Consider the following 25,657-nt stretch of genomic DNA (forward strand, 5'->3'; position numbering starts at 1 on the left):
GAATCGAGGCGAGGATGCGATGAACGAGGGCTTGAGAGTACGCTATTATCCGATGATGGAGTATGGGGAAGCCTGGGATTTGCAGAAACGGCTCATCAAAGAGATGGATGCGCAGCAGCAGGGAGAACACCTGCTGCTGTTGCAGCATCCGCCGACCTATACGATCGGCTCCCAGCGCCATCCCGAGCACCTGCTCCTCAACTCCGAGCAGCTGCAGGAACGGGGCATTACCGTGTTTGAAATTGACCGCGGCGGGGATATTACCTACCACGGCCCCGGTCAACTCGTCGGTTATCCGCTGCTCCGGCTGGAGGCCGGGCGGGGATTGGATTTGCACGGTTACCTGCGCCAACTGGAGCAGGTAATCATTGATTATTTGGCCGAATTCGGCATTGAAGGCTCGCGGAAACCGGAGTATACCGGGGTGTGGGTCGGTGACGTGAAAATTTGTGCCATCGGGGTAAAATTCAACAAAAGCAGGCACCATAAAGGGTTCATCACCAGCCATGGATTTGCCTTCAACGTGAAATCCGGAATTCAAGAGGAAGGCTTCGGCGGAATCATCCCCTGTGGAATTCAACAATATGGGGTAACCTCGCTGGAGGATGTGACCGGCCGATCGTTTACGGTTGAGCAAGTCGCGAGAGACATCGTTCCGAAGTTCAATGCGGTATTTGGTCGTTCGGGGGCTTGGACGGAAGCATAAAGCATAAAGCATAAAGCATAAAGCAGCCCCCGTTGGGGTCAGCGAATAAAGAAAGGCTCCAGGAAAGCGACCAGCGTGGACGCGATCATGGCGAACAACATTAAAAATACAACGATTTTCATCCGATTTTTGCGCATAACGGTAACTCCTTTTGCTTAAACGTATATTATTCTCACCTCTATTATCGTAACGAAGAAAGCGAGGAAAGTCCAATGATTCACGAGGAACGCGTCATCGGACAATTTTTGGAACTGGTGCAAATCGACAGCGAAACGAAACATGAGCGCCAGATCGCCGATTATTTGAAACGCAAATTCAGCGAGCTGGGACTGGATGTTGTCGAGGACGAATCCCAGGCGGAGACGGGCCATGGCGCCGGGAACCTGATTGCCACGCTGAAAGCAAGCCAGGGGGTCACCGCAGAACCTTTCCTGTTCACCTGCCATATGGATACGGTGACACCCGGCAAAGGTATTAAACCGATCGTTGGAGAGGACGGCTGGATCCGCAGCGACGGTACCACGATACTTGGGGCGGATGACAAAGCGGGCGTAGCGGTGCTTCTGGAACTGATTCAAGTTCTGCAGGAGGAGTCCATTCCTCACGGTCAAATCCAGTTTGTGATCTCGGTGGGCGAGGAGTCCAGCCTGCGCGGGGCACGGGCGCTGGAATCACGTTACGTGGATGCCCGATTCGGCTTTGCCATTGATACGAACGGCGAGGTGGGGACGATTTGTGTGGGCGCTCCAACCCAAGCCCGCGTCGAGATCGAAATTTACGGCAAGGCTGCCCATGCCGGAGTTAACCCGGAGGATGGCGTCAGTGCGATCCAGGTTGCCGGCAAAGCGTTGGCCCGCATGAAGCTGGGACGGATCGATCAGGAGACGACGGCGAACATCGGCAAATTCGAAGGCGGCGGAGCCACCAATATCGTACCTGACCACGTAACTTTATATGGTGAGGCGCGCAGCATGTCCCAGGAGAAAGTCGACAAGCAGTTGGAGGAAATGAAAGAAGCGGTAGAATCCGCCTGCCGCGATTTTGGGGCGAAAGGGGAATTCCGCAGCGAGGTGCTGTACCATGCGTTCCGGATTGCCGAGGAATCTTCTGTGCTACGGATCGCCAAGCAAGCGGCGTCTGTACTAGGGCTGCCGGGAACGACGTTTACGACAGGCGGAGGCAGCGATGCAAATGTATTTAACAGCCTGGGCATTCCAACTGTGAATTTAGCCATCGGTTATGAAGACATCCATACGACGAACGAGCGAATTAAGAAGGAGGATATCGTCAAAACTGCGCAGTTTGCGCTGGAAATTGTCCGACAATCCGTCTCCTCTCCACTCTAAACGAGAATCAGATGCCCGGTGCGGGATACGCGCCGGGCTTTTATCGGGTCTAATGCATCAAAGTGGTCGGTTTTTCCGGGAAGTGGCAAGCTTGCGCAGGATTCCACTGGGTATGCCAGCCTGAGGTTTGAATGAGACTTAAGGCATGGTGAAAATCCTCCAAATATTTGCAGATTTTCTCCTGCTCCGATTTGGGCGGATGATACAGCTGGATTCTTCGCTCCAAATTGACGATCGCCTGCTGCAAGTAACAGGAAGCTGCTCCAAAGCGAGCAGCCGCGTAATCGGGCTGTCGATCCGCAATCGCTTCAAAGATTGGGGCCGCTTCGTCATATCGCCCCTCATCGTAGCAGATTTCTGCCCAAATCCGACATAGATCCAAAAATGGGGGGGAGGGCTCGCGAAGCAAACGGGGGTCCAGCTGCATTAACCGTTCTTTGGCTAACGCAATGTAACCTTCTTTATATAAGGACTGTACCAGCTCACTAAGCAAATAATCGTCTCTTTGCCCGGTCAGCTGTTCGGCGACGTCTAGCCGTCCTGTCGTAACGGCGTTTTGAATCATTTCTACGATTTTACCCATATTTTGAGGTTGTCCGGTAGGACTACGCATAATTCACCCCCTCCTTATATTAACCGGAATAATCGTGACTGAATAACTAGTTTTATAGGATTGGAGAAGATCTGAGATTTTTGCGTCGCGTCCGGCTTCTTTCATCCATTGGGACAGCAGGATGCGGATTTGCCAGCCTTTGCCCTGAGCGCGTACACGATCCGCCGTGAAATAGCTCTTCATGAGGGGGACTCCTTTCCGAACAGGTTTGGTATAATAACACCATATGTCCCGTGTGGACAAGTTATGATGGGATGGAGCGGTTTTGGCATCAAAAAGGAGGAAATGAAATGGCAGCCCACGATAAATTAGTTGAAACCACAATCTCCACCGAGCCGGTATTCAGCGGCAGAGTGATCTCCTTGCAAATCGATACGGTCCAATTACCGGATGGAACGACAGCGACCCGTGAAATCGTAAAACACCCGGGGGCCGTAGCCGTGCTGGCTGTGCACGAGGGGCGGTTGCTGCTGGTCGATCAATACCGGCAGGCAATGGGCCGATGTGAATTGGAGATTCCGGCGGGCAAGCTCGAGCCCGGGGAAGATCCCGCCGAAGCGGCGGTTCGCGAGCTGCAGGAGGAGACCGGGTTTCGCTGCGGCAAATTGACGCATTTGCATTCGTTTTATACGTCTCCGGGGTTCGCGGATGAAATCATTCATCTCTATCTGGCCGAGGAGCTCACCGCCGGAGAAATGTCGCTTGATGAGGACGAATTCCTTGAGCTGCAGGAAGCGACGCTGGAGGAGGCGCTGAGCTTGATCGCCGATGGACGGATTGCCGACGCCAAAACGATTCTGGCGGTTTACATTTGGCAGTTGCGGAATGCCCGGGGATTGGCGGGAGCCGGGGTATGAGCCAACCTACCGATACCGCTGCGGATCCGCTGAAGACCGTATACGCCGATTTGCATATCCACATCGGCCGAACCGGTCGGGGAGAGCCTGTTAAGATTAGCGGCAGCCGGAATCTAACCTTTGCCGGTATTGCCAAAGAGGCTGCACAGCGCAAGGGCATAGGGCTTGTAGGCATCATTGATTGCCATTCTCCCGGCGTGCAGGAGGATATCGAACTCTGTCTGGAGCGAGGCGAGATGCAGGAGCTGAAGGACGGAGGAATCGCCTATCAGGAGACGACGATTTTGCTAGGAAGCGAGCTGGAAATTCGCGAACCGGGGATGGGGCCTGCGCATTTGCTGGCTTTTTTTCCACATCTGGAGACGATTCGCGGCTTTACCGACTGGCTTAGGCCCAGAATGAAAAATGTCGGCCTCAGCTCGCAGCGGGTGTATGCTCCAGCCGTCACGCTGCAGGAGGAGGTGTATGCCCGGGGCGGCCTTATTATACCGGCTCATATTTTCACGCCGCATCGCAGCATTTACGGGAGCTGTGCGCCGCGCATGTCAGATGTGCTGGACCTGTCCCTGATCAGCGCCGTGGAACTGGGACTCAGCGCCGATTCCGAGATGGCCGGATGGATCAGCGAGCTGGATTCTTATACGATCTTAACCAATTCCGATGCTCATTCGCTGGGGAAAATCGGCCGGGAGTACAATGAATTGCGGCTGAAGGAAGCGAGTTACCTTGAATTCACCAAGGCGCTGCGGCGCGAGGAAGGGCGTCATGTGGCCGGCAATTACGGGCTGAATCCGCGCCTCGGCAAATATCACCGCACCTATTGCAGCAACTGCAACTATATCATTGACGAGGCCGAGGTGGCGGTGGAACGTTGCCCGTATTGCGGCAGCCCGAAGCTGGTGCGAGGCGTGCTCGACCGCATCCGCTCGATCGCCGATCGCGCGGAGCCTCTCGTTCCGGCGAATCGCCCGCCATACCATTATCAGGTTCCCCTGGAGTTTATCCCGGGATTGGGGCCGGCGAAGCTGGAGATGTTATTGGAGAGGTTCGGGTCGGAGATGAATATTTTGCACCGAGTACCAGAGGTGGAGCTGGCGGAGGCGGCGGGAGCCGAGCTGGCCGAACGGATTATCCTGGCCCGAAGCGGCAAGCTGGAGCTTAGTGCCGGAGGCGGCGGGGTTTACGGCAAAGTGAAGAAATCCTGATCCGTCGGAGGCGAAACGGTAAGAAGCAGGCATAGGAAGGCGGACTTGTTCATAGTTTAATATAGAACCCTATTGAACAAGCTAGGAGGCAAATTCGATGCTGCAACCGATTCGCCATTCATTCAAAGACCAAACGCCGCTTTATGTTTTTGTTTCCGTGCTGTTTCTGATGGGCGTCGTTTTCGGCGCATTGATGGTCAATGCTTTGACTTTGGAGCAACAGCAGGATATCTCCCGTTACTTAGGGGACTTTTTTATGTCGATTAACGAGGGCGGAGCCGAGTTCCAGCCGCATTCGTTCTGGGATGTGGCAGCCTTGCATCTGAAATGGCTGGGGTTGATCTGGCTGCTGGGTTTATCCGTCATCGGGCTTCCGGGCATCCTGATCCTGGATTTCCTGAAAGGGGTGCTGATCGGCTTCACGGTCGGCTGCCTGGTTGGCCAATATACCTGGAAAGGGCTGCTGTTCGCCCTGGTATCGGTCGCTCCCCACAATCTGATCGTCATCCCGGCGCTGCTGATTGCCAGCGTAGCGGCCGTCGGCTTCTCTCTGAATATCATCCGCTCGCGCGTGCTGATGAGCCGGACGGGGCATGCCACCCGTCCGTTCCTTTCCTATACAGGGCTGACATTGGTTATGGCCGCGGTGCTGCTCGCCGTATCCTCATTTGAAACCTGGGTGACCCCGGTGATGATGAGCTGGGTTACGCCGCTGATTGCCTGATATTTTGAAAATTGAACACGCAGAGAATAACCCGTTCCATTAGCGCTGATTTTAAAGTGATATATGAACCTGCTATACCAAAATGTTTGACTTTGTTGAATAACTCCCCCTATAATGAAAGAAGTGGTTATAGAACTTTTTTTGGATGTGCGGCAAGGGCTGGGGGAGGGATAACATGGAAGCGAAGATCGAAAAAATCAAACAGCAGTTACAATCCCACGGTTACAAATTGACGCCCCAGCGGGAAGCCACGGTACGCGTATTGCTCGAAAATGAAGACGATCATCTCAGTGCGGAAGATGTTTTCATGCTCGTCAAGGAGAAAGCGCCGGAAATCGGCCTGGCCACGGTCTATCGAACTTTGGAATTGCTCAGCGAGCTTCATGTCGTGGAGAAGATCAATTTCGGTGACGGCGTAGCCCGGTACGACCTGCGTACCGATACGACCAAACATCATCACCACCATTTGATCTGCGTTCAATGCGGGGCAATGGATGAAATTCGCGAGGATTGGCTTGGACCCTTAGAGGAACGCTTGGAGAAGGAATTCAATTTTACGGTGCTCGATCACCGCTTGGATTTCCAGGGCATTTGTTACCGCTGCAAGGACAAGAACAACGACTCGCCGGGAAATGGCAATAAGGAATAAGATCATTAAGCCGAGCTCTTTACGGCCCTGCCGTAGGGAGCTTTTTACGTCCCTGCGCGGAAAGCGGAGGTTACCTGCCGATTGAACCTATTGGCGCATACTCGCCGCCCCCTCTCTATATACTGATTACATAGAGCGTCCAAGCGGGTGTCGGACGCGGAACGAACGAGGGAGAGGAAGAGGCTAAATGGTCATATCGCTTCGTAAATGGCTGAGATCGGGGAAATATTTGATCCTATTCGTCGCGCTTGCGTATACTTTTTATAAGGCGCTGGGATTTCTGGACGATTATGTGTTCCGCGAGGACAAGTACCGCGTTCCCGAAGGCTCAGCGGTGAAGGTGTTCCATGAAGGCGTTTCGGGAAGTGCGGAGATGGGGACGATGGCGGATCGGCTCAAGCTGTTTTTTTGGTATGGAGAGTAGTCCGGCGCCAAGAGCAGCAGGGAATTCCCGACACGATGTGGAAGTAGTAGACAAGGTGAAAAGGTAACTTACAGGCTATCGACAACCTAGAAAGGAGGCGCAACGCATGGAACGGGATGCGGCCTCTTTTATTTCATTTTTGGCCGGGCGGCGGGGGTTAAGCGATGCGACTCGGGAATCTTACGCGCGGGATCTGAAGCAGTACATCGATTATTTGCAGGACAAGCAGATCGACGATTATCGCCAGGTGACCCGTGCGGGGATTCTACTCTATTTTGCTTACCTGAAAGACGGCGGTAAAGCTCCGGCAACCATTCAGCGTGTATCCGTGACCCTTCGTGCTTTTTTTCAGTATCTGCTGAGAGAGCGGCGGGTTGACCAGGATCCCTTTGTGATGCTGGAGGTACCGAAAGCAGTCAAAAAACCGCCGCAAACGCTGACCGTCGAGGAGACGGAACGGCTGCTCGACACGCCCAAGCCCGAAACGCCGTTAGGGCTGCGGGACAAAGCGATGCTGGAGCTGCTTTATGCGACCGGGATCCGCGTATCCGAGCTGATCTCGCTGAATAGGGATGATGTCAATGTGGAGCTCCGTTTTCTCCGCTGCTCCGGCGAGCAGGGGAAAGAGCGGATCATTCCGTTTGGCGGCGTTACGGCGGAATGGTTGGACCGGTATTTGCGGGAAGGACGTCCCCATTTGGGGGCGGTCGAAGCGGATCAGCTCGCTTTATTTCCGAACAGCCGCGGTGGGCGGATTAGCCGCCAAGGCTTCTGGAAGCTGATCAAGAAATACGGCCAGGAGGCGGGGATTACGAGCGATATCACGCCGCATACGCTGCGCCATTCCTTTGCCGTTCATCTCTTGGAGCGGGGTGCGGACGTCTGGTCGGTTCAGGAGCTGCTGGGACACTCCGATGCCTCAACGATTCAAATGTACGTCAACCGTTCCAGGTCCAATCTCAAAACGGTTTACGATGCCTTTCATCCGCGAGCTCAACGGGAGCCGGATGCTTCGGAAGCCGCGGAGGAAGCCATACCGAAGGACAGGCAGAATGTTTTCCCTGCAGGCAAGGGATAACTATAGCTGCATAGATTAAAGGAGTGATAGAAGATGCAAAACGGAAATCGTTTTAGAAAAATGACCGTCATCGTCCTCGACAGCGTGGGGATCGGCGAGCTGCCGGACGCCAAAAAATTCGGCGACGAGGGTGCGCATACGCTGGGGCATATTTTACAAACTGTACCGGGTACAAAGTTGCCGAATTTGCAGAAATTGGGATTGGGCAATATCGCGGAGCTGCCGAACTTAAGCCCGGTGGACGAGCCGGCGGCGTACTTCGGCAAGATGGCCGAGATCTCCTCAGGCAAGGATACGATGACCGGCCACTGGGAGCTCATGGGGCTGAAGATCGAAACGCCATTCCAGACGTATCCGAACGGCTTTCCGCGCGATTTGATCGCCCGCTTCGAGCAGGAAACCGGCCGTAAAATCATCGGCAACAAGCCGGCCTCGGGTACGGAGATTCTGGTGGAGCTTGGGGAAGAGCATATGAAAACCGGCAAATGGATCGTATACACCTCGGCGGACAGCGTGTTCCAAATCGCCGCTCATGAAGAGATTATCCCGCTGCCGGAACTTTACCGGGCTTGCGAAATCGCTCGCCGGCTAACGCTTGAGCCGGAGCATTCCGTCGGGCGCGTGATTGCCCGTCCGTTCGTCGGTCAGCCGGGCAACTTCCAGCGCACGCCGAACCGCCACGATTACGCGGTGAAGCCGCCGGAACCAACGGTGCTGAACGCGCTGAAGAATGCCGGCAAGGAAGTTGTGGCCATCGGGAAAATCGGCGATATTTTCTCCGGGGAAGGGATTACTGCCTCGTATCCGACGAAGAGCAACCAGCACGGGATTGAGGAAACGCTGCAGCGGATTGGCCAGGATTTCTCCGGCATGCTGTTTACGAATCTTGTCGATTTCGACTCGCTGTACGGACACCGCCGCGACCCGCAAGGTTATGCCCGTGCTCTGGAGGAATTTGACGCAGCGCTGCCTGATTTGCTGAAGAATGTAGGGGAGAACGATCTGCTGATCATTACCGCCGACCACGGCAACGATCCGATTCACGCGGGAACAGACCATACGCGCGAATACGTGCCGTTGCTCGTCTACGGGCCAAGCCTGAACAAGCCGGGCAGCCTGGGCGTCAGAGCCACGTATGCCGATTTGGCGGCGACGATCGCCGACAATTTCCGGGTGCATGCCACCGAGCACGGCAAGAGCTTTTTGTCCGAGCTGGTCTAAGAGAGGGAGTTCAAGAAGAGCGAGCTTTTATTTATGATTTGGAGGATTTCGATATGACGACTACATTGACCACTGGCATGATCCGGGAGGCGGCGGAATATATCCGTTCCCGGTCGGCGCTTGCGCCAAAGGTAGGATTAATACTGGGCTCCGGGTTAGGCGTTCTGGCCGATTACATCGAGCAGCCGGTCAGCATAGCTTACGGCGATATCCCGTTCTTTCCGCAGTCGACGGTGGAAGGCCATACCGGTGAGTTGCTGATCGGGACGGTGCAGGGTACGCCGGTTGTCCTGATGAAGGGCCGTTTCCATATGTACGAAGGGTACGGGCCGGAAATGACCGCATTTCCGGTGCGGGTCATGAAGGAGCTGGGCGTCACAACGCTGCTCGTCACAAATGCCGCCGGCGGGGTGAATACCTCCTATGAGCCGGGGGATTTAATGCTGATTTCCGACCATCTGAACCTAACCGGCAGAAATCCTTTGGTCGGTCCGAATGACGAGGAGCTCGGGGCTCGCTTCCCGGACATGTCCCAGGCGTACAGCCGTCGACTGCGCGAAATCGCACGGAAGATTGCTGGGGAGAGAGGGATTCCCCTCCAAGAAGGCGTCTATGCCGGCTTGCTTGGCCCAACCTATGAGACGCCGGCAGAAATCCGCATGTTGCGGATGCTTGGCGCCGATGCGGTGGGCATGTCCACCGTCTCAGAGACGATTGTAGCCCGCCATGCGGGGCTTGAGGTGCTGGGGATTTCCTGCATCAGCAATATGGCTTCCGGCATTTTAGACCAGCCGTTGTCCCACCAGGAGGTCATGGAAACGACCGAGCGCGTGCGCGAGAAGTTTCTGAGCCTGGTGTTGTCCATCATTCCGCAAATCGGCGAAGCCTAAGGAACGGAGGTAGGGAGCGATGAGAGCGGTAGATCTGATCCGTAAAAAAAGGGACGGCCAGGAGCTGACAAGCGAGGAAATTGCTTTCCTGGTGAAAGGGTACAGTGAAGGGCAGATCCCTGATTATCAAATGTCGGCGTGGGCGATGGCCGTTTTTTATCAAGGGATGAGCGCCCGGGAAACGGCCGATCTGACGATGGCCATGGCTGCGTCAGGGGATACGATTGACCTCGGCTCCATTCACGGCATCAAGGTCGACAAACATTCGACCGGCGGAGTGGGCGATAAAACGACCGTCGTACTTGGTCCTCTTGTGGCGGCGGCGGGGGTGCCGGTAGCGAAGATGTCGGGCCGGGGCCTGGGGCATACCGGCGGGACGATCGACAAGCTGGAAGCGATCTCCGGATTCTCCGTAGAGCTGGGGAAAGAGCAGTTCTTCCGCCAGGTGAACGAAATCGGCCTGGCGGTTGTCGGGCAGAGCGGCAATATGACGCCGGCCGACAAGAAGCTATATTCGCTGCGCGATGTGACCGCCACGGTCGATTCCATCCCGCTGATCGCCAGCAGCGTCATGAGCAAGAAAATCGCCGCCGGCGCGGACGCCATCGTGCTGGATGTGAAGACCGGCAGCGGCGCGTTCATGAAGACGCTGGAGGACTCGATCCGCCTGGCCAAGGCGATGGTCGATATCGGCACCCAGGTCGGCCGCCGCACGGTCGCCGTGATCAGCGACATGGACCAGCCGTTGGGTCACGCGATCGGCAACGCGCTGGAGATCAAAGAAGCCGTCGCAACGCTGCGGGGCGAAGGTCCGGCTGACCTCGAGGAGGTCTGCCTGATCCTGGCCTCGCACATGCTGATTCTTGGCGGCAAGGCGGAGAACGAAGAGGAAGCGCATGCCCTGCTGACCGCGCAGCTCGACAGCGGCGAAGCTTTGGAGAAGCTGAAGCAAATGGTAGCCGCCCAAGGCGGAAATACGGAGCAGATCGACCATCCGGAGCTCCTGCCTACCGCGGAGCTGAAGGTGGACGTGAAGGCGGCAGCCGGCGGTTTCGTCGAATCGATTCAGGCCGAAGAGATCGGCATTGCCGCCATGATGCTGGGCGCTGGACGGGAAACGAAGGAATCCGTCATCGACCTGGCAGCCGGCGTGGACCTGCGCAAGAAAATCGGCGACCCGGTCGAGGTTGGCGAAACGCTGGCCGTGCTGCATTTGAACCGCAGCCATGAAGCGGGCCGCGCGGAGGCGGAACGGCGCATCCTGAACGCCTACGGCATTTCCGGGACCAAGGTGCCGAGACGGCCGCTGGTCTTCGCGCTGGTGACGCCGGATGGCGTCAAGCGGTTCTGAGCTTGTGCGCGTGAGACCCCGGCTGCGGACACCCGGCCGGAAACGGTAACGGGAGGCGGGATCGCATGAAATAGCGGTCATTTAGGGCCTTATTTTCGCTGAACAAGGAGTTCGCCGCTAAATAGAGGAATTATTTGTTCCTATTTGGGGCCGTAGAGGGGATAACTAGCTTGGTTATGCGCCCATTTCGAAGAATAAAGGAAGAGGATTCCTCTATGATCGCCGCGATCCCCCGTTACGTCAAAATAAGGCCCAAATCTTCCCTTATTCAAAATGATGTGGCAACCAAACCACGAACCCAAACGCCGAAAGGCGTTTTTTCTTTTTGTTCAGGAATATTATCCCACTTTCATGCCGATACTAGGTTAGCAGAATCCAGACTGATGTCCAAAGGAGGACGAATCTTGAAAAGACGGGTGTTGATCTGGTTTGCCGCGATCGTTCTGGCTGTGTCGGTTTGGCCGACCTACACCAGCGCGGAGCATGGCGGACCGCATGTCGGGGATGATGAAATCACGTTGGCGGAAAATGCGCTGTCCGCTGTATTGCTTGATGCCGATACCGGGACGGTCATTTACGAGAAGAAGAGTCACGAGAAGCTGCCTCCGGCCAGCATCACCAAAATTATGACGATGTTGCTGACCATGGAAGCGATCGATAAGGGCTCGCTCAAGCTGACCGACAAGGTGACAGCCAGTGAATATGCCGCTTCCATGGGCGGATCGCAGATCTTTCTGGAGCCGGGCGAAACGATGACGGTTGATGAGCTGCTGAAGGGGGTGGCTATGGCTTCGGGGAACGATGCCTCCGTGGCCCTTGCCGAGAAAATCGCAGGCTCTGAAAAAGCGTTCGTCAAAATGATGAACGCGCGGGCGCAGGAGCTGGGACTGAAGGACACACATTTTGCTAACTGCAACGGCCTTCCGGTGGCGGATCACTACAGCTCCGCGCATGATATTGCCATGATGAGCCGGGAGCTGCTCAAGCATGAAGGGATCACGAAATATACCGGCGCTTATCAGGATTACTTGCGGCAGGGAACGGAGAAGCCGTTCTGGCTCGTCAATACGAATAAGCTGGTTCGCTTCTACAGCGGGGCGGATGGGCTGAAGACCGGCTATACGTCGGAAGCGAAGTTCTGCCTGGCCGCCACCGCGAAACGCGACGGACTGCGGCTGATCGCTGTGGTGCTGGGTGAGCCCAACACGAAAACGCGGAACAGCGAAATATCGGCCATGTTCGACTATGCCTTCTCGCAATACGCTTTGCTGCCGATTTATCAAGCGGGGGAAACGATCGGCAAGGTGAAGGTGCAGAAGGGGATGAGCGCCCAACTGGAGCTGGCCGCTGCGAAACCGCTGAGCGTACTGGTGAAGAAAGGCGTGAAACAAGATAGCATTACGCACAAGCTGATCGCACCGGACAAGTTGGCTGCCCCGATCAAAGCGGGCCAATCCATCGGCAAGCTGGTGGTTTATCAGGATGGCCGGGTGTTGACTGAATATGAGCTCACCGCGCCACACGATATCGATAAAGCCGGCTGGTGGACGTTATTCAAACGAACGGCGGCACACTTGTTTTTTGTAGATTCATAGGGCTTTTCTTCTAGTTTTGTCAGTCGGCAGGAATCGGGCCCGGGATCGTAGAATTGTTGTGTTCATGTCAGGGAGGAGAGTGAACAGACGTGAATTTGCATGTGGAAATGGAAAAACACCGCGAGACGTTAATCGTACGCTTGAGCGGGGAATTGGATCATCATACGTCGGACGATGTCCGTATGCGGATGGATGAGGAGATCGCCCGCGGAAACTGCCGCAATCTCGTATTAAGCCTAAAGTCGCTGCAGTTTATGGATAGCTCCGGCATCGGTGTGATCCTCGGAAGATATAAGCTGATCAAGCACAAGGGCGGGAAGATGGTCGTATGCGACGTTAACCCGCCGGTATACCGGCTGCTGGAAATGTCGGGATTGTTTAAGATCATGTCCATCTTCGAAAACGAGGATATGGCGTTGACCGATCTGGAGGTGGCTCTGTGAATACCAACGCGAATCAAACCGGAAATTTTATGTCGCTTCAGTTCGCCGCGAAGTCTGAAAACGAATCGTTTGCCCGGGTGACCGTTGCTGCCTTCGTTTCGCAGCTGGATCCGACGATGGATGAGATCACCGATTTGAAGACGGTCGTGTCCGAGGCGGTCACGAATTCCATTATCCATGGATATGACGGGAACCCGGAAGGGGTTGTATCCATCTCCGCTGCGATTGAGGGCGACACCGTGACTTTGATTATTGAGGATCAAGGCCGGGGGATCGAGGATGTGGAGCTGGCGAAGCAGCCGCTATATACATCGAAGCCCGAGCTGGAACGCTCCGGCATGGGCTTTACGATCATGGAGAATTTCATGGACGAATTCGATGTGACCAGCGAGATGGGCGGAGGTACGCGCATTCGGATGAAGAAGAGGATTGTATCCAAGAAAGCTTTATACAATTAGGGGTTGGATCTATGGATGCCGAAGTGAAGCAAATCTCGAGAGAGTTTTTGGACGACACGGAAGTGAAACGGTTGATCGCCCTGAGTCAATCCGGGGACAACGCTGCCAGAGACCGGCTGGTGAACTGCAACATTCGGCTTGTTTGGTCCGTCGTGCAGCGGTTTATGAATCGGGGATACGAACCCGAGGATTTGTTTCAAATCGGCTGTATCGGCCTGCTCAAGTCGGTGGATAAGTTTGATCTCAGCTATGATGTGAAGTTTTCTACGTATGCGGTGCCGATGATCATCGGGGAAATCCAGCGTTTCCTGCGCGACGACGGGACGCTGAAGGTCAGCCGTTCGTTGAAAGAAATGGCGAACAAGGTTCGTAAGAAGAAGGATGAATTGTCCAAGCTGTTGGGCCGGCTTCCGACGGTCAAGGAAGTCGCCGACGAACTGGGGGTTACGCCCGAGGACGTTGTGTTTGCTCAGGAAGCTAACAAGCCGCCGGCGTCCATTCACGAAACTGTGTTTGAGAATGACGGCGACCCGATCACACTGATGGATCAAATCGCCGATGAATCCCAGGAGCGTTGGTTCGACAAGCTGGCGTTGCACGAGGCGATTGACGGCTTAACCGACCGGGAGCGGTTGATCGTGTACTTGAGGTATTACCGCGACCAGACCCAGTCGGAAGTCGCGACCCGGCTGGGCATCTCCCAGGTTCAGGTCTCCCGGCTGGAGAAGAAAATATTGCAGAGCATTCGCGACCAGATCGCGCAATGACCTGACCCGTACCTCCCTTCGGGCAGCGGTGGCCTTCCATAGGCGCACTCGCTTCCGAAGGGCTTTTTGCATAGGCGAAATTTGGGCGCGATGTGAATCCATATACGTTGATTGTCGCATCCTATATAATAGGGGAGTGGCAGTTATTCCAAAATTGTGAGCAAGGGAGATACCAGGAACATGAGTGTACATATCGCAGCGAAACCGGGAGAAATCGCCGAAACGATCCTGCTGCCGGGGGACCCCCTCCGGGCTAAATTTATCGCGGACACCTATTTGAGCGATGTCATCTGTTATAACGAAGTGCGCGGGATGCTGGGGTTCACCGGCACCTATCAAGGAAAACGTATTTCCGTACAAGGGACCGGCATGGGGATTCCGTCGATCTCGATTTATGTTAATGAGCTGATGAAGGAATACGGTGTCAAAAACCTAATTCGCGTTGGCACCTGCGGCGGCATGCAGCAGCATGTCCACGTGCGCGACGTGATCTTGGCCCAGGCTTCCTGCACCGATTCCAGCATGAACCGCCATGTCTTCAGCGGGTACGATTTTGCGCCGATCGCGAGCTTTGACTTGCTGAAGGCGGCCTACGAGCGCGGGGTGGAAAAGGGGCTGAAGCTGCATGTCGGCAATATTTTCAGCTCGGACATGTTCTACCGCGACGATACGAGCGTCACTTCGCTGCTGATGAAATACGGCGTGCTGGGGGTAGAGATGGAAACGACGGCACTGTATACGCTCGCTGCCAAATACGGTGCCAAGGCGCTGACGATCTTGACCGTTAGCGATCACCTGCTGACCGGCGAGGAGACGACCGCAGAGGAGCGGCAAACGACGTTTAAACAAATGATGGAAGTGGCGCTGGATACGGCCGTATCGCTGTAAACCCGGAGCAGTCCAACCGAAGAATCAAGCATGGGGATCGATGCATTGGCATCTCCCCATGCTTTTTTTGCGGCCGCAAAATAATCATGGGGAGTAAAGCCCCCCCTCGCTTGGCATACTATGGGCAATACGCTTGTGGAAGGGTGGTCAGCATGGATAAGGACGCTGCGTCCATCGTCTATTTGCGTCTGCGCAAGCAGGTTGGGCTGCCCGCCGGGGCGCCGATCCGGCTGCGGGACGTGGCTCGCGTGCTGGCGGAGCCGGAACTGGAGACCCAGCTGTTGGAGCTGGTGCTGGTGCGTCCGGAGCAGCGCGACGGGAATTTGATCGTGATTGATATGCTCCAGGTCATCTCCGCCATCCAAACCCGTTATCCCGGGCTGCGCGTCGAATTGCTCGGCGAACCTCATGTGCTGGTGGAGATGGTGAAACCGGAGAAGAAGCCGTCCCTGTTGCTGTTTGCCTTGGTATGGCTGCTGCTCTTCTTCGGGGCGGCCTTGACCATCATGAACTTCCATGCCGATGTCAGCATGCCGGAAGTACAGGTGCGGATCGTGGAGATGATTACGGGTGAACGGGACGAGCACCCCTATCTGTTTCAAGGCGCTTATTCTGTGGGCATCGGATTCGGGATGATCGTCTTCTTCAATCATTTGTTCAGGAAGAAGTGGAATGAGGAACCTACCCCGCTGGAAGTCGAAATGTTCCTCTACCAGGAGAACCTTAACCAGTATGTCGTGGCCGAGGAGTACAAGAAAATGCACCGCGCGGAATCCGCAGCGAAGCGAACATGATATCGCCTATCGCTGCGGGGGTGACCCTCTTCCTGGGCTTGGCCGGCGGCATCGCCGTGGGCGGGGGCGTGATCGCTTTATTTATTGTGCTGGACATGATCCCGCGCCTGGCCCAGGTGACGAATTCTTACGACAAGGTGCATTGGTATGAAGGGGCGATGATCACCGGAGCGGTGGTGGGTACGGTGGCGGACTTCTGGAATTGGCGGATTGCGGGACCTGGGTTCGTGACGGGAGTTGTCGGCTTATTTAACGGCATTTTTGTCGGCATGCTGGCAGCCGCTTTGACCGAGGTGCTGAACGTCCTGCCGATTTTGGCCAAGCGGTTGCATATGCAGCGATATCTGTTTGGCTTCTTGCTCGCGATGGTGTTTGGCAAAATGGCGGGTTCCCTGTTCGAATGGTTTATTTACAGACCGTGAAATCAAGAAACGGAGGTTGACGCTGAATGGAGCAGGATACACAAGACACGAAGCAGGACGAGATGGATCGTCCCCAGGCGGTCCCGGACTTCGTCCCCGAGGAAGAGGAGAATTATCTCCAGGAGAACTATCCGGAAGACGAGGCGATCAAACGGAAACGCGAAGCCGAGAGATCCGATAATGTCGAGGAGTCGGTCATCTATTGGCAGCAAAGCGATGCGATCAGCCGCAGCCTGACGACTACGAAACATACGCTGAAGGAAGTCGTTGGCCTGGGGGAAAGCTTTGACGTTGTGTTCCGCGATATGACTTTCGGAGGCAAACGCACTTGTCTCTTCTTTATCAACGGGTTTGCCCGGACCGACGTGATGCAGGAAATCATTAAACGGTTGACCTACTTGACCCCGGAAAATTTGACGACTGGAGCACTTCGATCCTTTTTTGAACTCTATATTCCTCATATTCAAGTGGAGAAAACAGAGAAGCTGAGCGATGCCATCAACAAAACGTTGACCGGCATGAGCGCGTTGTTTATCGAGGGGGAAGAGACCGCGCTGCTAATGGATACCCGGCAATATCCGGTGCGAAGCCCGGAGGAGCCGTCGCTGGAGCGGGTCGTACGCGGAGCCCGGGACGGGTTCACAGAGACGCTGGTGACCAACATTACCTTGGTTCGCCGGAGATTGCGTGATCCGGGACTTAAACTGGAGATGGTCAGCGTGGGCCGGCGGACCCGCACGGATGTGTGTATCGCCTACATCGACGATATCGTGGATAAGACCCAGGTTGACTCCATTCGCGAAAAAATCAAAGCGGTCAACATCGACGGCATCCCCTTGGCGGATAAGCAGTTGGAGGAGGCGATCATTCATAGGGGGTGGAATCCTTATCCGCTCGTACGATATTCGGAACGTCCGGATGTCGTCGCGTCGCATCTGCTGGAAGGCCGGGTCGTCGTATTCGTGGATACCTCGCCGAGCGTGATGATCCTGCCGACTACCTTCTTCGATCTGTGCCAGCATGCGGAGGAGAACCGGCAGACCCCGTTTATGGGCACGTATCTGCGCTGGGTTCGCTTCTTCGGCATATTCGCCTCGCTGTTCCTGCTGCCGATCTGGCTGCTGGTCGTGATCCATCCGGAGCTCAAACCGGCGGGACTCGCCTTCATCGGGCCCCAGGAGCAGGCCAGAATCCCGCTGATTGCCCAGTTCCTGCTGGTCGAATTCGGCGTTGACCTAATGCGGATGGCAGCCGTACATACGCCCACACCGCTTGCGTCGGCAATGGGTTTGATCGCTGCGATCCTGATCGGCGATATTGCCGTCAAGACGGGGCTGTTCGTCAATGAGGTTGTTCTGTATATGGCGGTTGCCGCGATCGGGATGTTTGCGACGCCGAGTTATGAGCTGGGTCTTGCCAATCGCGTTGTGCGGCTGGCCTTGCTGCTGGCGGTAGCAATTTTCGGTGCCCCCGGATTCGTGATCGGGGTCACGGCGTTTATCGTGCTGCTGACTTTGCGCCGCTCGAATAACTCCTCTTACTTGTGGCCATTTATACCTTTTAATGCAAAGGCGATGGCAGGGGTGTTGTTCCGTGTTCCGGTGATGACTTCCAAGCAAAGACCGTCCTCCAACCGGCCTCGGGACAACACGCGAATGCCGGGTAAACGGTGATATTTAGGCTTGTTTAACAAATAACACAAATGTTATTCCGAAAAATCCATTTTTCAGGTTGCCGGTTGTTTGCTATACTGGTGTAAAATTTGAAAGTGGAGGACTGCATAGATGTATTTACACGGGACCAGCAAAATTAATACAAAAGGCCATCTCGAAATCGGCGGCTGCGATACGGTTGAGCTTAAGGAAACCTACGGAACGCCGCTGTATGTCGTAGATGAAGCCCTTGTGCGGCAAAGATGCCGTGAATATATGAATGCCTTTCGGGCATCGGGCCTGACGTTCCAGGTCGCTTATGCCAGCAAGGCGTTCTGCGTCATGGCGATGTGCCGGCTGGCCGAAGAGGAGGGCTTGTCCCTGGACGTCGTATCCGAGGGTGAATTGTTCACGGCCCTTCAAGCGGGATTCCCCGCGCAGCGAATCCATTTTCATGGCAACAACAAGACGCCGGATGAATTGGAAATGGCGATTTCCGCCGGGATCGGCTGTTTCGTCGCGGACAATTTTACGGAGCTGCACATGCTGCAGGCGCTTGCCGCTGAGAAAGGGGTTACCGTAAACGTTCTGCTTCGGGTGACACCGGGTGTGGAGGCGCATACGCATGAATATATTTCCACCGGTCAAACCGACTCGAAGTTCGGGTTTGATATCGGGAACGGCTCCGCCCTGGATGCTGTGGAATTGGCTAACCGCAGCTTGAATCTCCATTTGCTTGGCGTGCACTCGCATATCGGATCGCAGATTTTTGAAGTCGAAGGCTTCCAGATGGCGATTGAGCGGGTTGCGGCTTTTGCGATGCAGGTCAAGGAGAAACTGGATGTCACCTTTAAAGTCGTCAACCTGGGCGGAGGATTTGGGATCCGTTATACGGAAGGCGATACGCCTCTGCAAGTTTCCGACTATGTTGGCGCGATTACGGACGCCGTTAAACGGGAATTTGCCGGCTATCCGCAGCTTCCGGAGATTTGGGTTGAACCGGGTCGCAGCATCGTGGGGGATGCGGGCACAACGCTTTATACGGTGGGTACCAGCAAGGATATCCCTGGCGTGCGCAAATACGTAGCTGTGGATGGCGGCATGACGGACAACCCGCGCCCGGCGCTTTACGGCTCTAAATATGAGGCGATGCTCGCCAACCGCGGGAACGATGCGAACGAAGAGACGGTTTCCATCGCCGGCAAATGCTGCGAGAGCGGGGACATGCTGATTTGGGACGTCGATCTGCCTAAGGTGAACAGCGGCGATCTGCTCGCGGTCGCCTGCACCGGCGCTTACAATTACGCGATGGCCAGCAACTATAACCGGCTTCGTCGTCCTGCAGTTGTGTTCGTACAAGACGGCCACAGCGATCTCGTCGTCAAGCGGGAGTCGCTGCAGGATCTGGTCGCCTGCGACGTGATCCCCGAGCGGATCGCCAAGCAGCCTTCGCTGAAGTAAGCGGCGAAAAGGGGAAAACGAGGTTGAGGGGAGCCCGGATGATCCGGTCCTCTCGGCCTTTTTTGCTTGAATTCTTTTTTTTTAGTAAACTAGAAGAGGTTTGTCCAAGGATGTTAGAGAAGAAGGGTGTGTGTACGAATATGAAAAAAGGTAAAATTGTATTGGAAAAAGGCGGCGAGGTGGAAATTCAGTTCCTGCCGGAAGAAGCTCCCGGTACGGTCGCCAATTTCGAGAAGCTGGCGAATTCCGGATTCTATAACGGTCTTACGTTCCATCGCGTGATCCCGGGGTTCGTAGCTCAAGGCGGCTGCCCGAACGGAACAGGCACAGGCGGTCCCGGTTATACGATCAAATGCGAGACGGATACGAATGTTACCAAACACGAGCGTGGCGTGCTATCGATGGCTCATGCCGGCAAAGATACCGGCGGCAGCCAGTTCTTCATCGTGTATGAGCCGCAGCCGCATTTGAACGGTGTGCATACCGTGTTCGGCAAAGTGACTTCGGGGATGGAACACGTGGACAATGTCCGTCCTGGCGACAAAATGAAAGAAGTTTCCGTTTGGGACGAAGCTTAATCCGTTAGAAACGAAGGGGTGCCCCGCAGGCCATGCAGTCTGGCCACGGGGCACCCCTTATGTTGATTTTACGATTTTCTCTGGTGAGCGGCTTCGTCCTTCACTTCCTCACGGAAACCATTAATCGCATGCAGCCGTTTGTCGTTCTTTTCCTCGATCTGCTTCTTCTCCTTGACGGAGATTTCGTCAGCATGCTCGCTGAGATAGTCTTCTCCCTCGCGGAAATTCTCCACGGTGTTCTGAATGCTCCGCTGCAGCTTATCCACGTTATCGGAGCGATTGTCCGGTTTAGCCACGTTCATTCCTCCTGAATCTAGAGATTTGCATTACGATATCGCTTTTAAGATTGGCTCTTTGCGAAGGTTTTTATGCACAGGGACATCTGCTGCAGGCGTGCAGAATTGGAATGCAAGGAGCCGCGCGTCACAGGTTAAGGCAGGTGCAAAAGGCGTATTGCACGGTTTACAACTGTTAAATGCAGATGTATTATGCAATCAATCCAAGACGATTCACAAGATTGGATTAAGGAAACGGAGGTCTGGCTAATGCCACGGATATTTTTGGTTGAGGACGATAAGGCAATCGCTAAGAACCTTATACTTTTGCTCCGCTCGGAAGGATTTACTGTCACCCACGCTCCTACGCGGAGTGAAGTCCTTGTCGCACTTGCCGGGAATAAATTCGACTTAGCGCTCGTTGATATTTCTTTGCCTGACGGAAATGGCTTTACGGTTTGCACGGATATCAAAGAAACAGGGGATGTTCCCGTTATCTTTCTGACGGCTTCCGGCGACGAGGGGAGTGTGGTTACCGGTCTGAACCTGGGTGCGGACGACTATATCACCAAGCCTTTTCGTCCGCGTGAATTGATGGCGCGAATTGGCGCCGCCTTGCGAAAAAGCGGGCGCTTCCGGTCGGCTTTTGAAATCTGCGGGCTTCATGTCGATACGGCAAGCGGTGTTGTGAAAAAAAACGGGAGCGAGGTTTTTCTATCCGCCTTAGAATACCGCTTGTTGCTTGTGTTTATTAACAACCCCAAAAGTATGATTACGAGGGGGAGGCTGCTTGACGAATTGTGGGACGCGGCAGGCGAGTTTGTCAATGACAATACACTGACCGTGTATATCAAACGTTTGCGGGAGAAGATCGAGAATGATCCGTCAAACCCGCAGATCATTCTGACCGTGCGCGGGACAGGGTATAGATTGGGGGGCGAGTATGCTTCGGAATAGGGAGTTTCGACGGTTTGCCATTCTGTTCTCCTTCATGGCCGCCGCCGCCGTAATGCTGGGATTTGCCATCAATACGGCGACGGGAATCCTTGCCGCCTCTTCTTCTGCCGCCTTTGGCACGGCGTTTTTCGTGTTTACCAAAGCCAGATACAATAGCATTGCGCGGATTTCAAATCAAATCAACCTTGTGCTTCACAATGCTGACCATCTGTATATTGGTGAGTCGGACGAGGGTGAGCTTTCCATTCTGCACAGCGAGATCACAAAAATGACGTTGCGAATTCGGGAGCAAAACGACGCGCTGAAAAAAGAAAAAGAACATCTTGCCGATTCGTTGGCCGATATAGCCCACCAACTCCGCACCCCGCTCACCTCCGCGAACCTCATTTTGTCCTTATTAGCGAATCATCCTGATGAAAACGAGCGAAAAGCCTTTGTGCGGGAAACAGAGGAATTGTTTGTACATATGGATTGGCTGATTACTTCCCTCTTGAAATTGTCCCGTTTGGACGCGGGCATTGTGGTATTCCAAAGCGAGCGGATCGAGGTAAACGCTCTTGTATGCACCGCGCTTCGCCCGCTCCTCATCCCTATGGAACTACGCGATATTAATTTGCAAATCGACGTTCCGAAAGGGATGATGATTCAAGGCGATTCCGGGTGGCTGTCGGAAGCCATTCAAAACATCCTGAAAAATTGTCTGGACAGCGCAGGCGAGCACGGGAAGATTGAGATTGTTTGCACGGACAACCCCCTGTTTGCCGAGATGGTTATCCACGACAACGGCGCGGGTTTTGAAAAAGAAGATTTACCCCGCTTATTTGATCGGTTTTATCGCGGGAAAAGCGCAAACGCAACAGGATACGGGATTGGACTGGCTCTCTGCAAAATGATCATAACCCGGCAAGGAGGGACGATTACCGCCAAAAACCACCCGCAGGGCGGCGCGATCTTTACCATTCGTTTTCCAAAGTGACGAATCTCTCACCGGAAAGTCACAGAGATGTAAGTCGAAAGCTTTATGATAGGGGTAACCATGAGAAAGGGAGGCTTGCATCATGGAGCTCCTAAAAATTGAAAATCTATGTAAGGTCTATGGCAAGGGCGAAAACCAAGTTGCCGCGCTTGACCATGTTTCGCTTACCATCGAAAAAGGGGAGTTTACCGCCATCATCGGTTCCTCCGGCTCCGGCAAATCCACATTGCTTCACATCATCGGCGGTGTGGACGTGCCGACAAGCGGTAAGGTATATTTGGACGGGCAGGATGTATATGCCCAAAGCAATACAAAACTTGCTGTTTTCCGCAGGCGGCAAGTTGGGCTGATTTACCAGTTTCACAACCTCATTCCTACGCTGAATGTGGTGGAAAACATCACCTTGCCGATCCTGATGGACAAGCGGAAGGTCAATAAAGAGAGGCTTGATGACTTGCTCGAACTGCTTGGGCTGCAAGACCGCAAAACACATTTGCCCAATCAGCTTTCGGGCGGCCAGCAACAGCGTGTATCCATCGGACGCGCTTTGATGAACGCCCCGGCGGTCATGTTGGCTGACGAACCCACGGGCAGCCTGGACAGCCGGAATGGGCATGAAATCATCAAGCTGTTGAAAGAAAGCAATCAAAAATATGGGCAGACCCTTCTCCTCGTGACCCATGACGAGAATATCGCCTTGCAAGCGGACCGCATTATCGGCATATCAGACGGCAAAGTCGTGAGGGATGAGCGGGTGCGGCCATGAACATTTTCAACAAAGTCACCCTGCAAAGTATGAAAAAAAGCCGTACCCGAACGGTTGTCACGATCATCGGAGTGGTATTGTCCGCCGCGATGATTACGGCTGTCTCCACCTTTGGCACTTCTCTGTTAAATTATCTGACAAACAGTTCGATTGCGAAATACGGTGACTGGCATGTTGAGTTTATGGCTGTGGATTCCTCTTTCGTGCAGGAACAAGTGAACGACAAAGAAGTTGCAAACACCGCATGGTATGAGAATATTGGCTATGCTATGCTTGACGGTGCGAAAAGCCCAGAAAAACCCTATCTTTTTATTTCCGGGTTCAATGAGGAAACCTTCGACAACCTGCCCATCAGCTTGATTTCCGGCAGGCTACCGAAAAACAGCAGCGAAGTTCTTGTTCCGTCTCACATCGCAGCCAAGGCCGGCGTTAAAATTTCGGTGGGCGATACCCTTACCCTTGCGGTCGGGAACCGCGAGGCGAATGGTGAAACGCTCACCCAGCACGATTCTTATCGCGCTGGGAAGGAAACGCTGGTGCCTGTGACGGAGAAAACCTACAAGGTTGTGGGGATCTGCGACCGACCGGGATTTGAAGAACATTCCGCGCCGGGATATACCCTGATAACCAGAGCAGACGCAGCAGATCAGACTGACAATTTCAGCCTGTTTGTCACATTAAAAAATCCGTACAAGGTGAAAGCTTATACATCCGCTGTAGCCGGAACGGGCGACTATGTTCTGAATGATGATGTGTTGCGCTTTATGGGGGTCTCAGAAAACAAACTATTCAATACCCTGTTGTATTCGGTTGGTGGTATTTTGATTGTCATCATCATGGTAGGCTCGATTTTCCTGATTTACAACTCGTTCAATATCTCGCTTAACGAACGTAAACACCAGTTTGGTATTCTCATGTCGGTGGGGGCCACTGCCAAGCAACTGCGAAATTCGGTGCTATTTGAAGGCCTTTGCATCGGTGCAATCGGCATACCGATTGGTATTTTGGTCGGCATAGGCAGTATTGAATTGATTATTCCTATTGTTGCAAGTAATTTTAGCACTATTCTCAGCAGCACGGTACCCTTAACCCTGTCGCTGTCTGCCCCCGCACTGGTTGCGGCGGCGGCGGTCAGCTTGATCACCATTCTGATCTCAGCCTATATTCCGGCCAAGAAAGCCGTCGCCACTCCCGTGATGGAGTGTATCCGTCAGACCAACGAGATCAAAACCGAATCGAAAGCCGTTAAAACGTCAAAACTCGCGCAGCGTATTTATGGTTTGGAGGGAACGCTTGCGCTAAAGAATTTTAAGAGAAACAAAAAACGTTATCACAGTATTGTGCTATCTCTTACTTTAAGCTTCGTACTGTTTGTATCGGGAAGTGCTTTTGGAACCACATTGAAACAGCTTGCAAAAGAAAACACCGTAGAAGCAGACGGCGACATCGTTTTCTATACACAAAATATGGAGGAAAACGGATTTTTCCAACTATATGACAAGCTCAAAACCGCTGACGGCGTTTATAAAAGCACCTATCAAGGGAATCTGACCTACTCTTGCATGACAAGCGATCTTCCAAATGATTTTGTGAACGCCTACCGGGAGTCCGCAGGTGACCTAAACACAGAGAAAACGTTGGAACTACCGTTGGATGTTCAGTTTATTGAGGATGACATCTATTACGACTTTATCGAGCGCCTTGGCCTGCCGACAGCGGAATATACCGGACAGGACGCAAAGGTTCTTATCGTAGGGATGAACACAATCGAGCATACTACTTATTTTACAAACAGTTCTATGGATTTCACGCTTACCTCTGTCTCTGGGGAGCAAGCGAAAACGATCCGCGCCACTTTTGTGGATTCCTACCCGTTGGACACACTACCCAAGGATAAGGATTCGATGCCTACTTACCTTTTTATGGTAGTTGCCCCATGGCAAATCAAAGCGCAGTTTGACGAACTGGGTGTGCCTGCCAAGTATGGCTTGAATTTCTGGTCAGAAAATCCAGCACAGTCTATGGCGCAAATGCAGTCGATGATCGAGGAAGCGGGCTTTACCTCCGACTATAGCTTGTTCAATATGTCCATGGCCCTTGACTTATACCGCAGTATCATCTTTGTGGTCGATGTATTCACCTATGTTTTTATCATCATGCTCTCGTTGATCGCGGTTGCCAATGTGTTTAATACGATCTCTACCAACATCAGGCTGCGGCGGCGTGAGCTTGCGATGCTCCGCTCCGTTGGAATGTCCGATCCTGATTTCAATAAGATGATGCGCTTTGAATGCGCCCTTTATGGAGTGCGGACGATGCTTTGGGGGCTGCCCCTCTCCGGTATCCTTTCATGGCTGATTTACAAAGTGGTGATGTTCGCAGAAAAGCTGGATGACTTCGCTTTTTCATTCCCGTGGAGCAGTATGATGGTCAGTGTGCTGGGTGTATTCCTTGTCGTTTTCATTACGATGCTGTACGCTACGGACAAGATCAGAAAAGAAAATATCATTGACGCACTTCGGGATGATATGACTTAAATTAGCGGCGGGAGTCCTTGCATT

The 25,657-nt window shown here is 53.9% G+C and carries 29 protein-coding genes; 25 read left to right on the top strand and 4 right to left on the bottom strand.

Annotation, left to right across the window (positions count from 1 at the left end):
• Positions 1 to 19 precede the first annotated feature (19 nt).
• Complete coding sequence (gene lipB / locus BN3795_RS13710) at positions 20 to 706, top strand: lipoyl(octanoyl) transferase LipB (protein ID WP_068785191.1); 687 nt, start codon at positions 20 to 22, stop codon at positions 704 to 706.
• 38 nt (positions 707 to 744) lie between these two features.
• On the opposite strand, the gene prli42 is transcribed toward lipB, so the two are convergent.
• On the bottom strand, positions 745 to 843 hold the full coding sequence (gene prli42 / locus BN3795_RS25075) for a stressosome-associated protein Prli42 (RefSeq protein ID WP_110945160.1): 99 nt from the start codon (positions 841 to 843) through the stop codon (positions 745 to 747).
• A gap of 75 nt (positions 844 to 918) precedes the next feature.
• On the opposite strand from prli42, the gene BN3795_RS13715 reads away from it, so the two are divergent.
• Positions 919 to 2,052, top strand: a complete 1,134-nt coding sequence (locus BN3795_RS13715) for a M20/M25/M40 family metallo-hydrolase (RefSeq protein WP_068785192.1) — start codon at positions 919 to 921, stop codon at positions 2,050 to 2,052.
• Positions 2,053 to 2,101: 49 nt separating this feature from the next.
• On the opposite strand, the gene BN3795_RS13720 is transcribed toward BN3795_RS13715, so the two are convergent.
• Positions 2,102 to 2,665, bottom strand: a complete 564-nt coding sequence (locus tag BN3795_RS13720; protein ID WP_068785193.1) for a tetratricopeptide repeat protein — start codon at positions 2,663 to 2,665, stop codon at positions 2,102 to 2,104.
• A 3-nt stretch (positions 2,666 to 2,668) separates the two neighbouring features.
• Positions 2,669 to 2,848, bottom strand: coding sequence for a Z-ring formation inhibitor MciZ (locus tag BN3795_RS13725; protein ID WP_068785194.1), 180 nt, complete (start codon positions 2,846 to 2,848; stop codon positions 2,669 to 2,671).
• Positions 2,849 to 2,955: 107 nt separating this feature from the next.
• Here BN3795_RS13725 and BN3795_RS13730 point away from each other — a divergent pair, with 107 nt between their 5' ends.
• The 19 genes from BN3795_RS13730 (at position 2,956) to BN3795_RS13820 (ending at position 20,122) form a co-directional block, all read left to right on the top strand.
• Positions 2,956 to 3,522, top strand: coding sequence for an NUDIX hydrolase (locus tag BN3795_RS13730; RefSeq protein WP_110945161.1), 567 nt, complete (start codon positions 2,956 to 2,958; stop codon positions 3,520 to 3,522).
• Entirely contained in the window at positions 3,519 to 4,727 is a 1,209-nt protein-coding gene (locus tag BN3795_RS13735; protein WP_068785196.1) for an endonuclease Q family protein, read from the top strand. The genes BN3795_RS13730 and BN3795_RS13735 overlap by 4 nt, the downstream gene beginning before the upstream one ends.
• Before the next feature lie 97 nt (positions 4,728 to 4,824).
• Positions 4,825 to 5,451 (top strand): stage II sporulation protein M, encoded by a 627-nt coding sequence (gene spoIIM / locus BN3795_RS13740; RefSeq protein WP_198524707.1) that lies wholly within the window; start codon positions 4,825 to 4,827, stop codon positions 5,449 to 5,451.
• 175 nt (positions 5,452 to 5,626) lie between these two features.
• The gene (fur, locus tag BN3795_RS13745; RefSeq protein ID WP_068785197.1) at positions 5,627 to 6,100 is read left to right on the top strand and encodes a ferric iron uptake transcriptional regulator; all 474 of its coding nucleotides are present in this window, start codon (positions 5,627 to 5,629) and stop codon (positions 6,098 to 6,100) included.
• Between the two features lie 187 nt (positions 6,101 to 6,287).
• Complete coding sequence (locus BN3795_RS13750; RefSeq protein WP_068785198.1) at positions 6,288 to 6,524, top strand: DUF4227 family protein; 237 nt, start codon at positions 6,288 to 6,290, stop codon at positions 6,522 to 6,524.
• A 106-nt stretch (positions 6,525 to 6,630) separates the two neighbouring features.
• Positions 6,631 to 7,602, top strand: coding sequence for a site-specific tyrosine recombinase XerD (xerD, locus tag BN3795_RS13755; RefSeq protein ID WP_068785199.1), 972 nt, complete (start codon positions 6,631 to 6,633; stop codon positions 7,600 to 7,602).
• 33 nt (positions 7,603 to 7,635) lie between these two features.
• A complete protein-coding gene (deoB, locus tag BN3795_RS13760; RefSeq protein ID WP_068785200.1) occupies positions 7,636 to 8,823 on the top strand; it encodes a phosphopentomutase in 1,188 nt (395 codons plus the stop codon).
• Positions 8,824 to 8,876: 53 nt separating this feature from the next.
• Positions 8,877 to 9,713, top strand: coding sequence for a purine-nucleoside phosphorylase (locus BN3795_RS13765; RefSeq protein ID WP_068785201.1), 837 nt, complete (start codon positions 8,877 to 8,879; stop codon positions 9,711 to 9,713).
• A 19-nt stretch (positions 9,714 to 9,732) separates the two neighbouring features.
• Positions 9,733 to 11,064 (top strand): pyrimidine-nucleoside phosphorylase, encoded by a 1,332-nt coding sequence (locus tag BN3795_RS13770; RefSeq protein WP_068785202.1) that lies wholly within the window; start codon positions 9,733 to 9,735, stop codon positions 11,062 to 11,064.
• Between the two features lie 404 nt (positions 11,065 to 11,468).
• Positions 11,469 to 12,659 (top strand): D-alanyl-D-alanine carboxypeptidase family protein, encoded by a 1,191-nt coding sequence (locus BN3795_RS13775; RefSeq protein ID WP_068785203.1) that lies wholly within the window; start codon positions 11,469 to 11,471, stop codon positions 12,657 to 12,659.
• An 89-nt stretch (positions 12,660 to 12,748) separates the two neighbouring features.
• A complete protein-coding gene (spoIIAA, locus tag BN3795_RS13780) occupies positions 12,749 to 13,102 on the top strand; it encodes an anti-sigma F factor antagonist (RefSeq protein ID WP_068785204.1) in 354 nt (117 codons plus the stop codon).
• A gap of 29 nt (positions 13,103 to 13,131) precedes the next feature.
• Positions 13,132 to 13,560, top strand: a complete 429-nt coding sequence (gene spoIIAB, locus BN3795_RS13785; RefSeq protein ID WP_068785402.1) for an anti-sigma F factor — start codon at positions 13,132 to 13,134, stop codon at positions 13,558 to 13,560.
• An 11-nt stretch (positions 13,561 to 13,571) separates the two neighbouring features.
• Positions 13,572 to 14,327 carry an RNA polymerase sporulation sigma factor SigF gene (gene sigF, locus BN3795_RS13790; RefSeq protein WP_068785205.1) on the top strand — a complete coding sequence of 252 codons (756 nt, stop codon included), beginning with the start codon at positions 13,572 to 13,574 and terminating at the stop codon, positions 14,325 to 14,327.
• Positions 14,328 to 14,507: 180 nt separating this feature from the next.
• Entirely contained in the window at positions 14,508 to 15,215 is a 708-nt protein-coding gene (deoD, locus tag BN3795_RS13795) for a purine-nucleoside phosphorylase (RefSeq protein ID WP_068785206.1), read from the top strand.
• 152 nt (positions 15,216 to 15,367) lie between these two features.
• Entirely contained in the window at positions 15,368 to 16,009 is a 642-nt protein-coding gene (locus BN3795_RS13800; protein ID WP_068785207.1) for a stage V sporulation protein AA, read from the top strand.
• Entirely contained in the window at positions 16,006 to 16,431 is a 426-nt protein-coding gene (locus BN3795_RS13805) for a stage V sporulation protein AB (protein ID WP_068785208.1), read from the top strand. Before BN3795_RS13800 ends, BN3795_RS13805 begins: the two co-directional genes overlap by 4 nt.
• A gap of 62 nt (positions 16,432 to 16,493) precedes the next feature.
• Positions 16,494 to 18,104 carry a spore germination protein gene (locus BN3795_RS13810; RefSeq protein WP_068785403.1) on the top strand — a complete coding sequence of 537 codons (1,611 nt, stop codon included), beginning with the start codon at positions 16,494 to 16,496 and terminating at the stop codon, positions 18,102 to 18,104.
• Positions 18,105 to 18,215: 111 nt separating this feature from the next.
• Positions 18,216 to 19,544 (top strand): diaminopimelate decarboxylase, encoded by a 1,329-nt coding sequence (lysA, locus tag BN3795_RS13815; RefSeq protein WP_068785209.1) that lies wholly within the window; start codon positions 18,216 to 18,218, stop codon positions 19,542 to 19,544.
• Positions 19,545 to 19,684: 140 nt separating this feature from the next.
• Positions 19,685 to 20,122, top strand: a complete 438-nt coding sequence (locus tag BN3795_RS13820) for a peptidylprolyl isomerase (RefSeq protein WP_068785404.1) — start codon at positions 19,685 to 19,687, stop codon at positions 20,120 to 20,122.
• Positions 20,123 to 20,190: 68 nt separating this feature from the next.
• Here BN3795_RS13820 and tlp read toward each other — a convergent pair whose 3' ends face one another.
• Positions 20,191 to 20,418 (bottom strand): small acid-soluble spore protein Tlp, encoded by a 228-nt coding sequence (gene tlp / locus BN3795_RS13825; RefSeq protein WP_068785405.1) that lies wholly within the window; start codon positions 20,416 to 20,418, stop codon positions 20,191 to 20,193.
• Between the two features lie 249 nt (positions 20,419 to 20,667).
• Here tlp and BN3795_RS13830 point away from each other — a divergent pair, with 249 nt between their 5' ends.
• The 4 genes from BN3795_RS13830 (at position 20,668) to BN3795_RS13845 (ending at position 25,633) form a co-directional block, all read left to right on the top strand.
• Positions 20,668 to 21,354 (top strand): response regulator transcription factor, encoded by a 687-nt coding sequence (locus BN3795_RS13830; protein WP_068785210.1) that lies wholly within the window; start codon positions 20,668 to 20,670, stop codon positions 21,352 to 21,354.
• Between the two features lie 34 nt (positions 21,355 to 21,388).
• Positions 21,389 to 22,330, top strand: coding sequence for a sensor histidine kinase (locus BN3795_RS13835; protein WP_232729925.1), 942 nt, complete (start codon positions 21,389 to 21,391; stop codon positions 22,328 to 22,330).
• A gap of 82 nt (positions 22,331 to 22,412) precedes the next feature.
• Entirely contained in the window at positions 22,413 to 23,096 is a 684-nt protein-coding gene (locus tag BN3795_RS13840; RefSeq protein WP_068785212.1) for an ABC transporter ATP-binding protein, read from the top strand.
• A complete protein-coding gene (locus BN3795_RS13845) occupies positions 23,093 to 25,633 on the top strand; it encodes an ABC transporter permease (RefSeq protein ID WP_068785213.1) in 2,541 nt (846 codons plus the stop codon). Before BN3795_RS13840 ends, BN3795_RS13845 begins: the two co-directional genes overlap by 4 nt.
• The last annotated feature ends 24 nt before the right edge of the window (positions 25,634 to 25,657 follow it).

The sequence above is a fragment of the Paenibacillus phocaeensis genome, assembly GCF_900021165.1.
GTDB classification, from domain to species: Bacteria; Bacillota; Bacilli; order Paenibacillales; family Paenibacillaceae; genus Fontibacillus; species Fontibacillus phocaensis.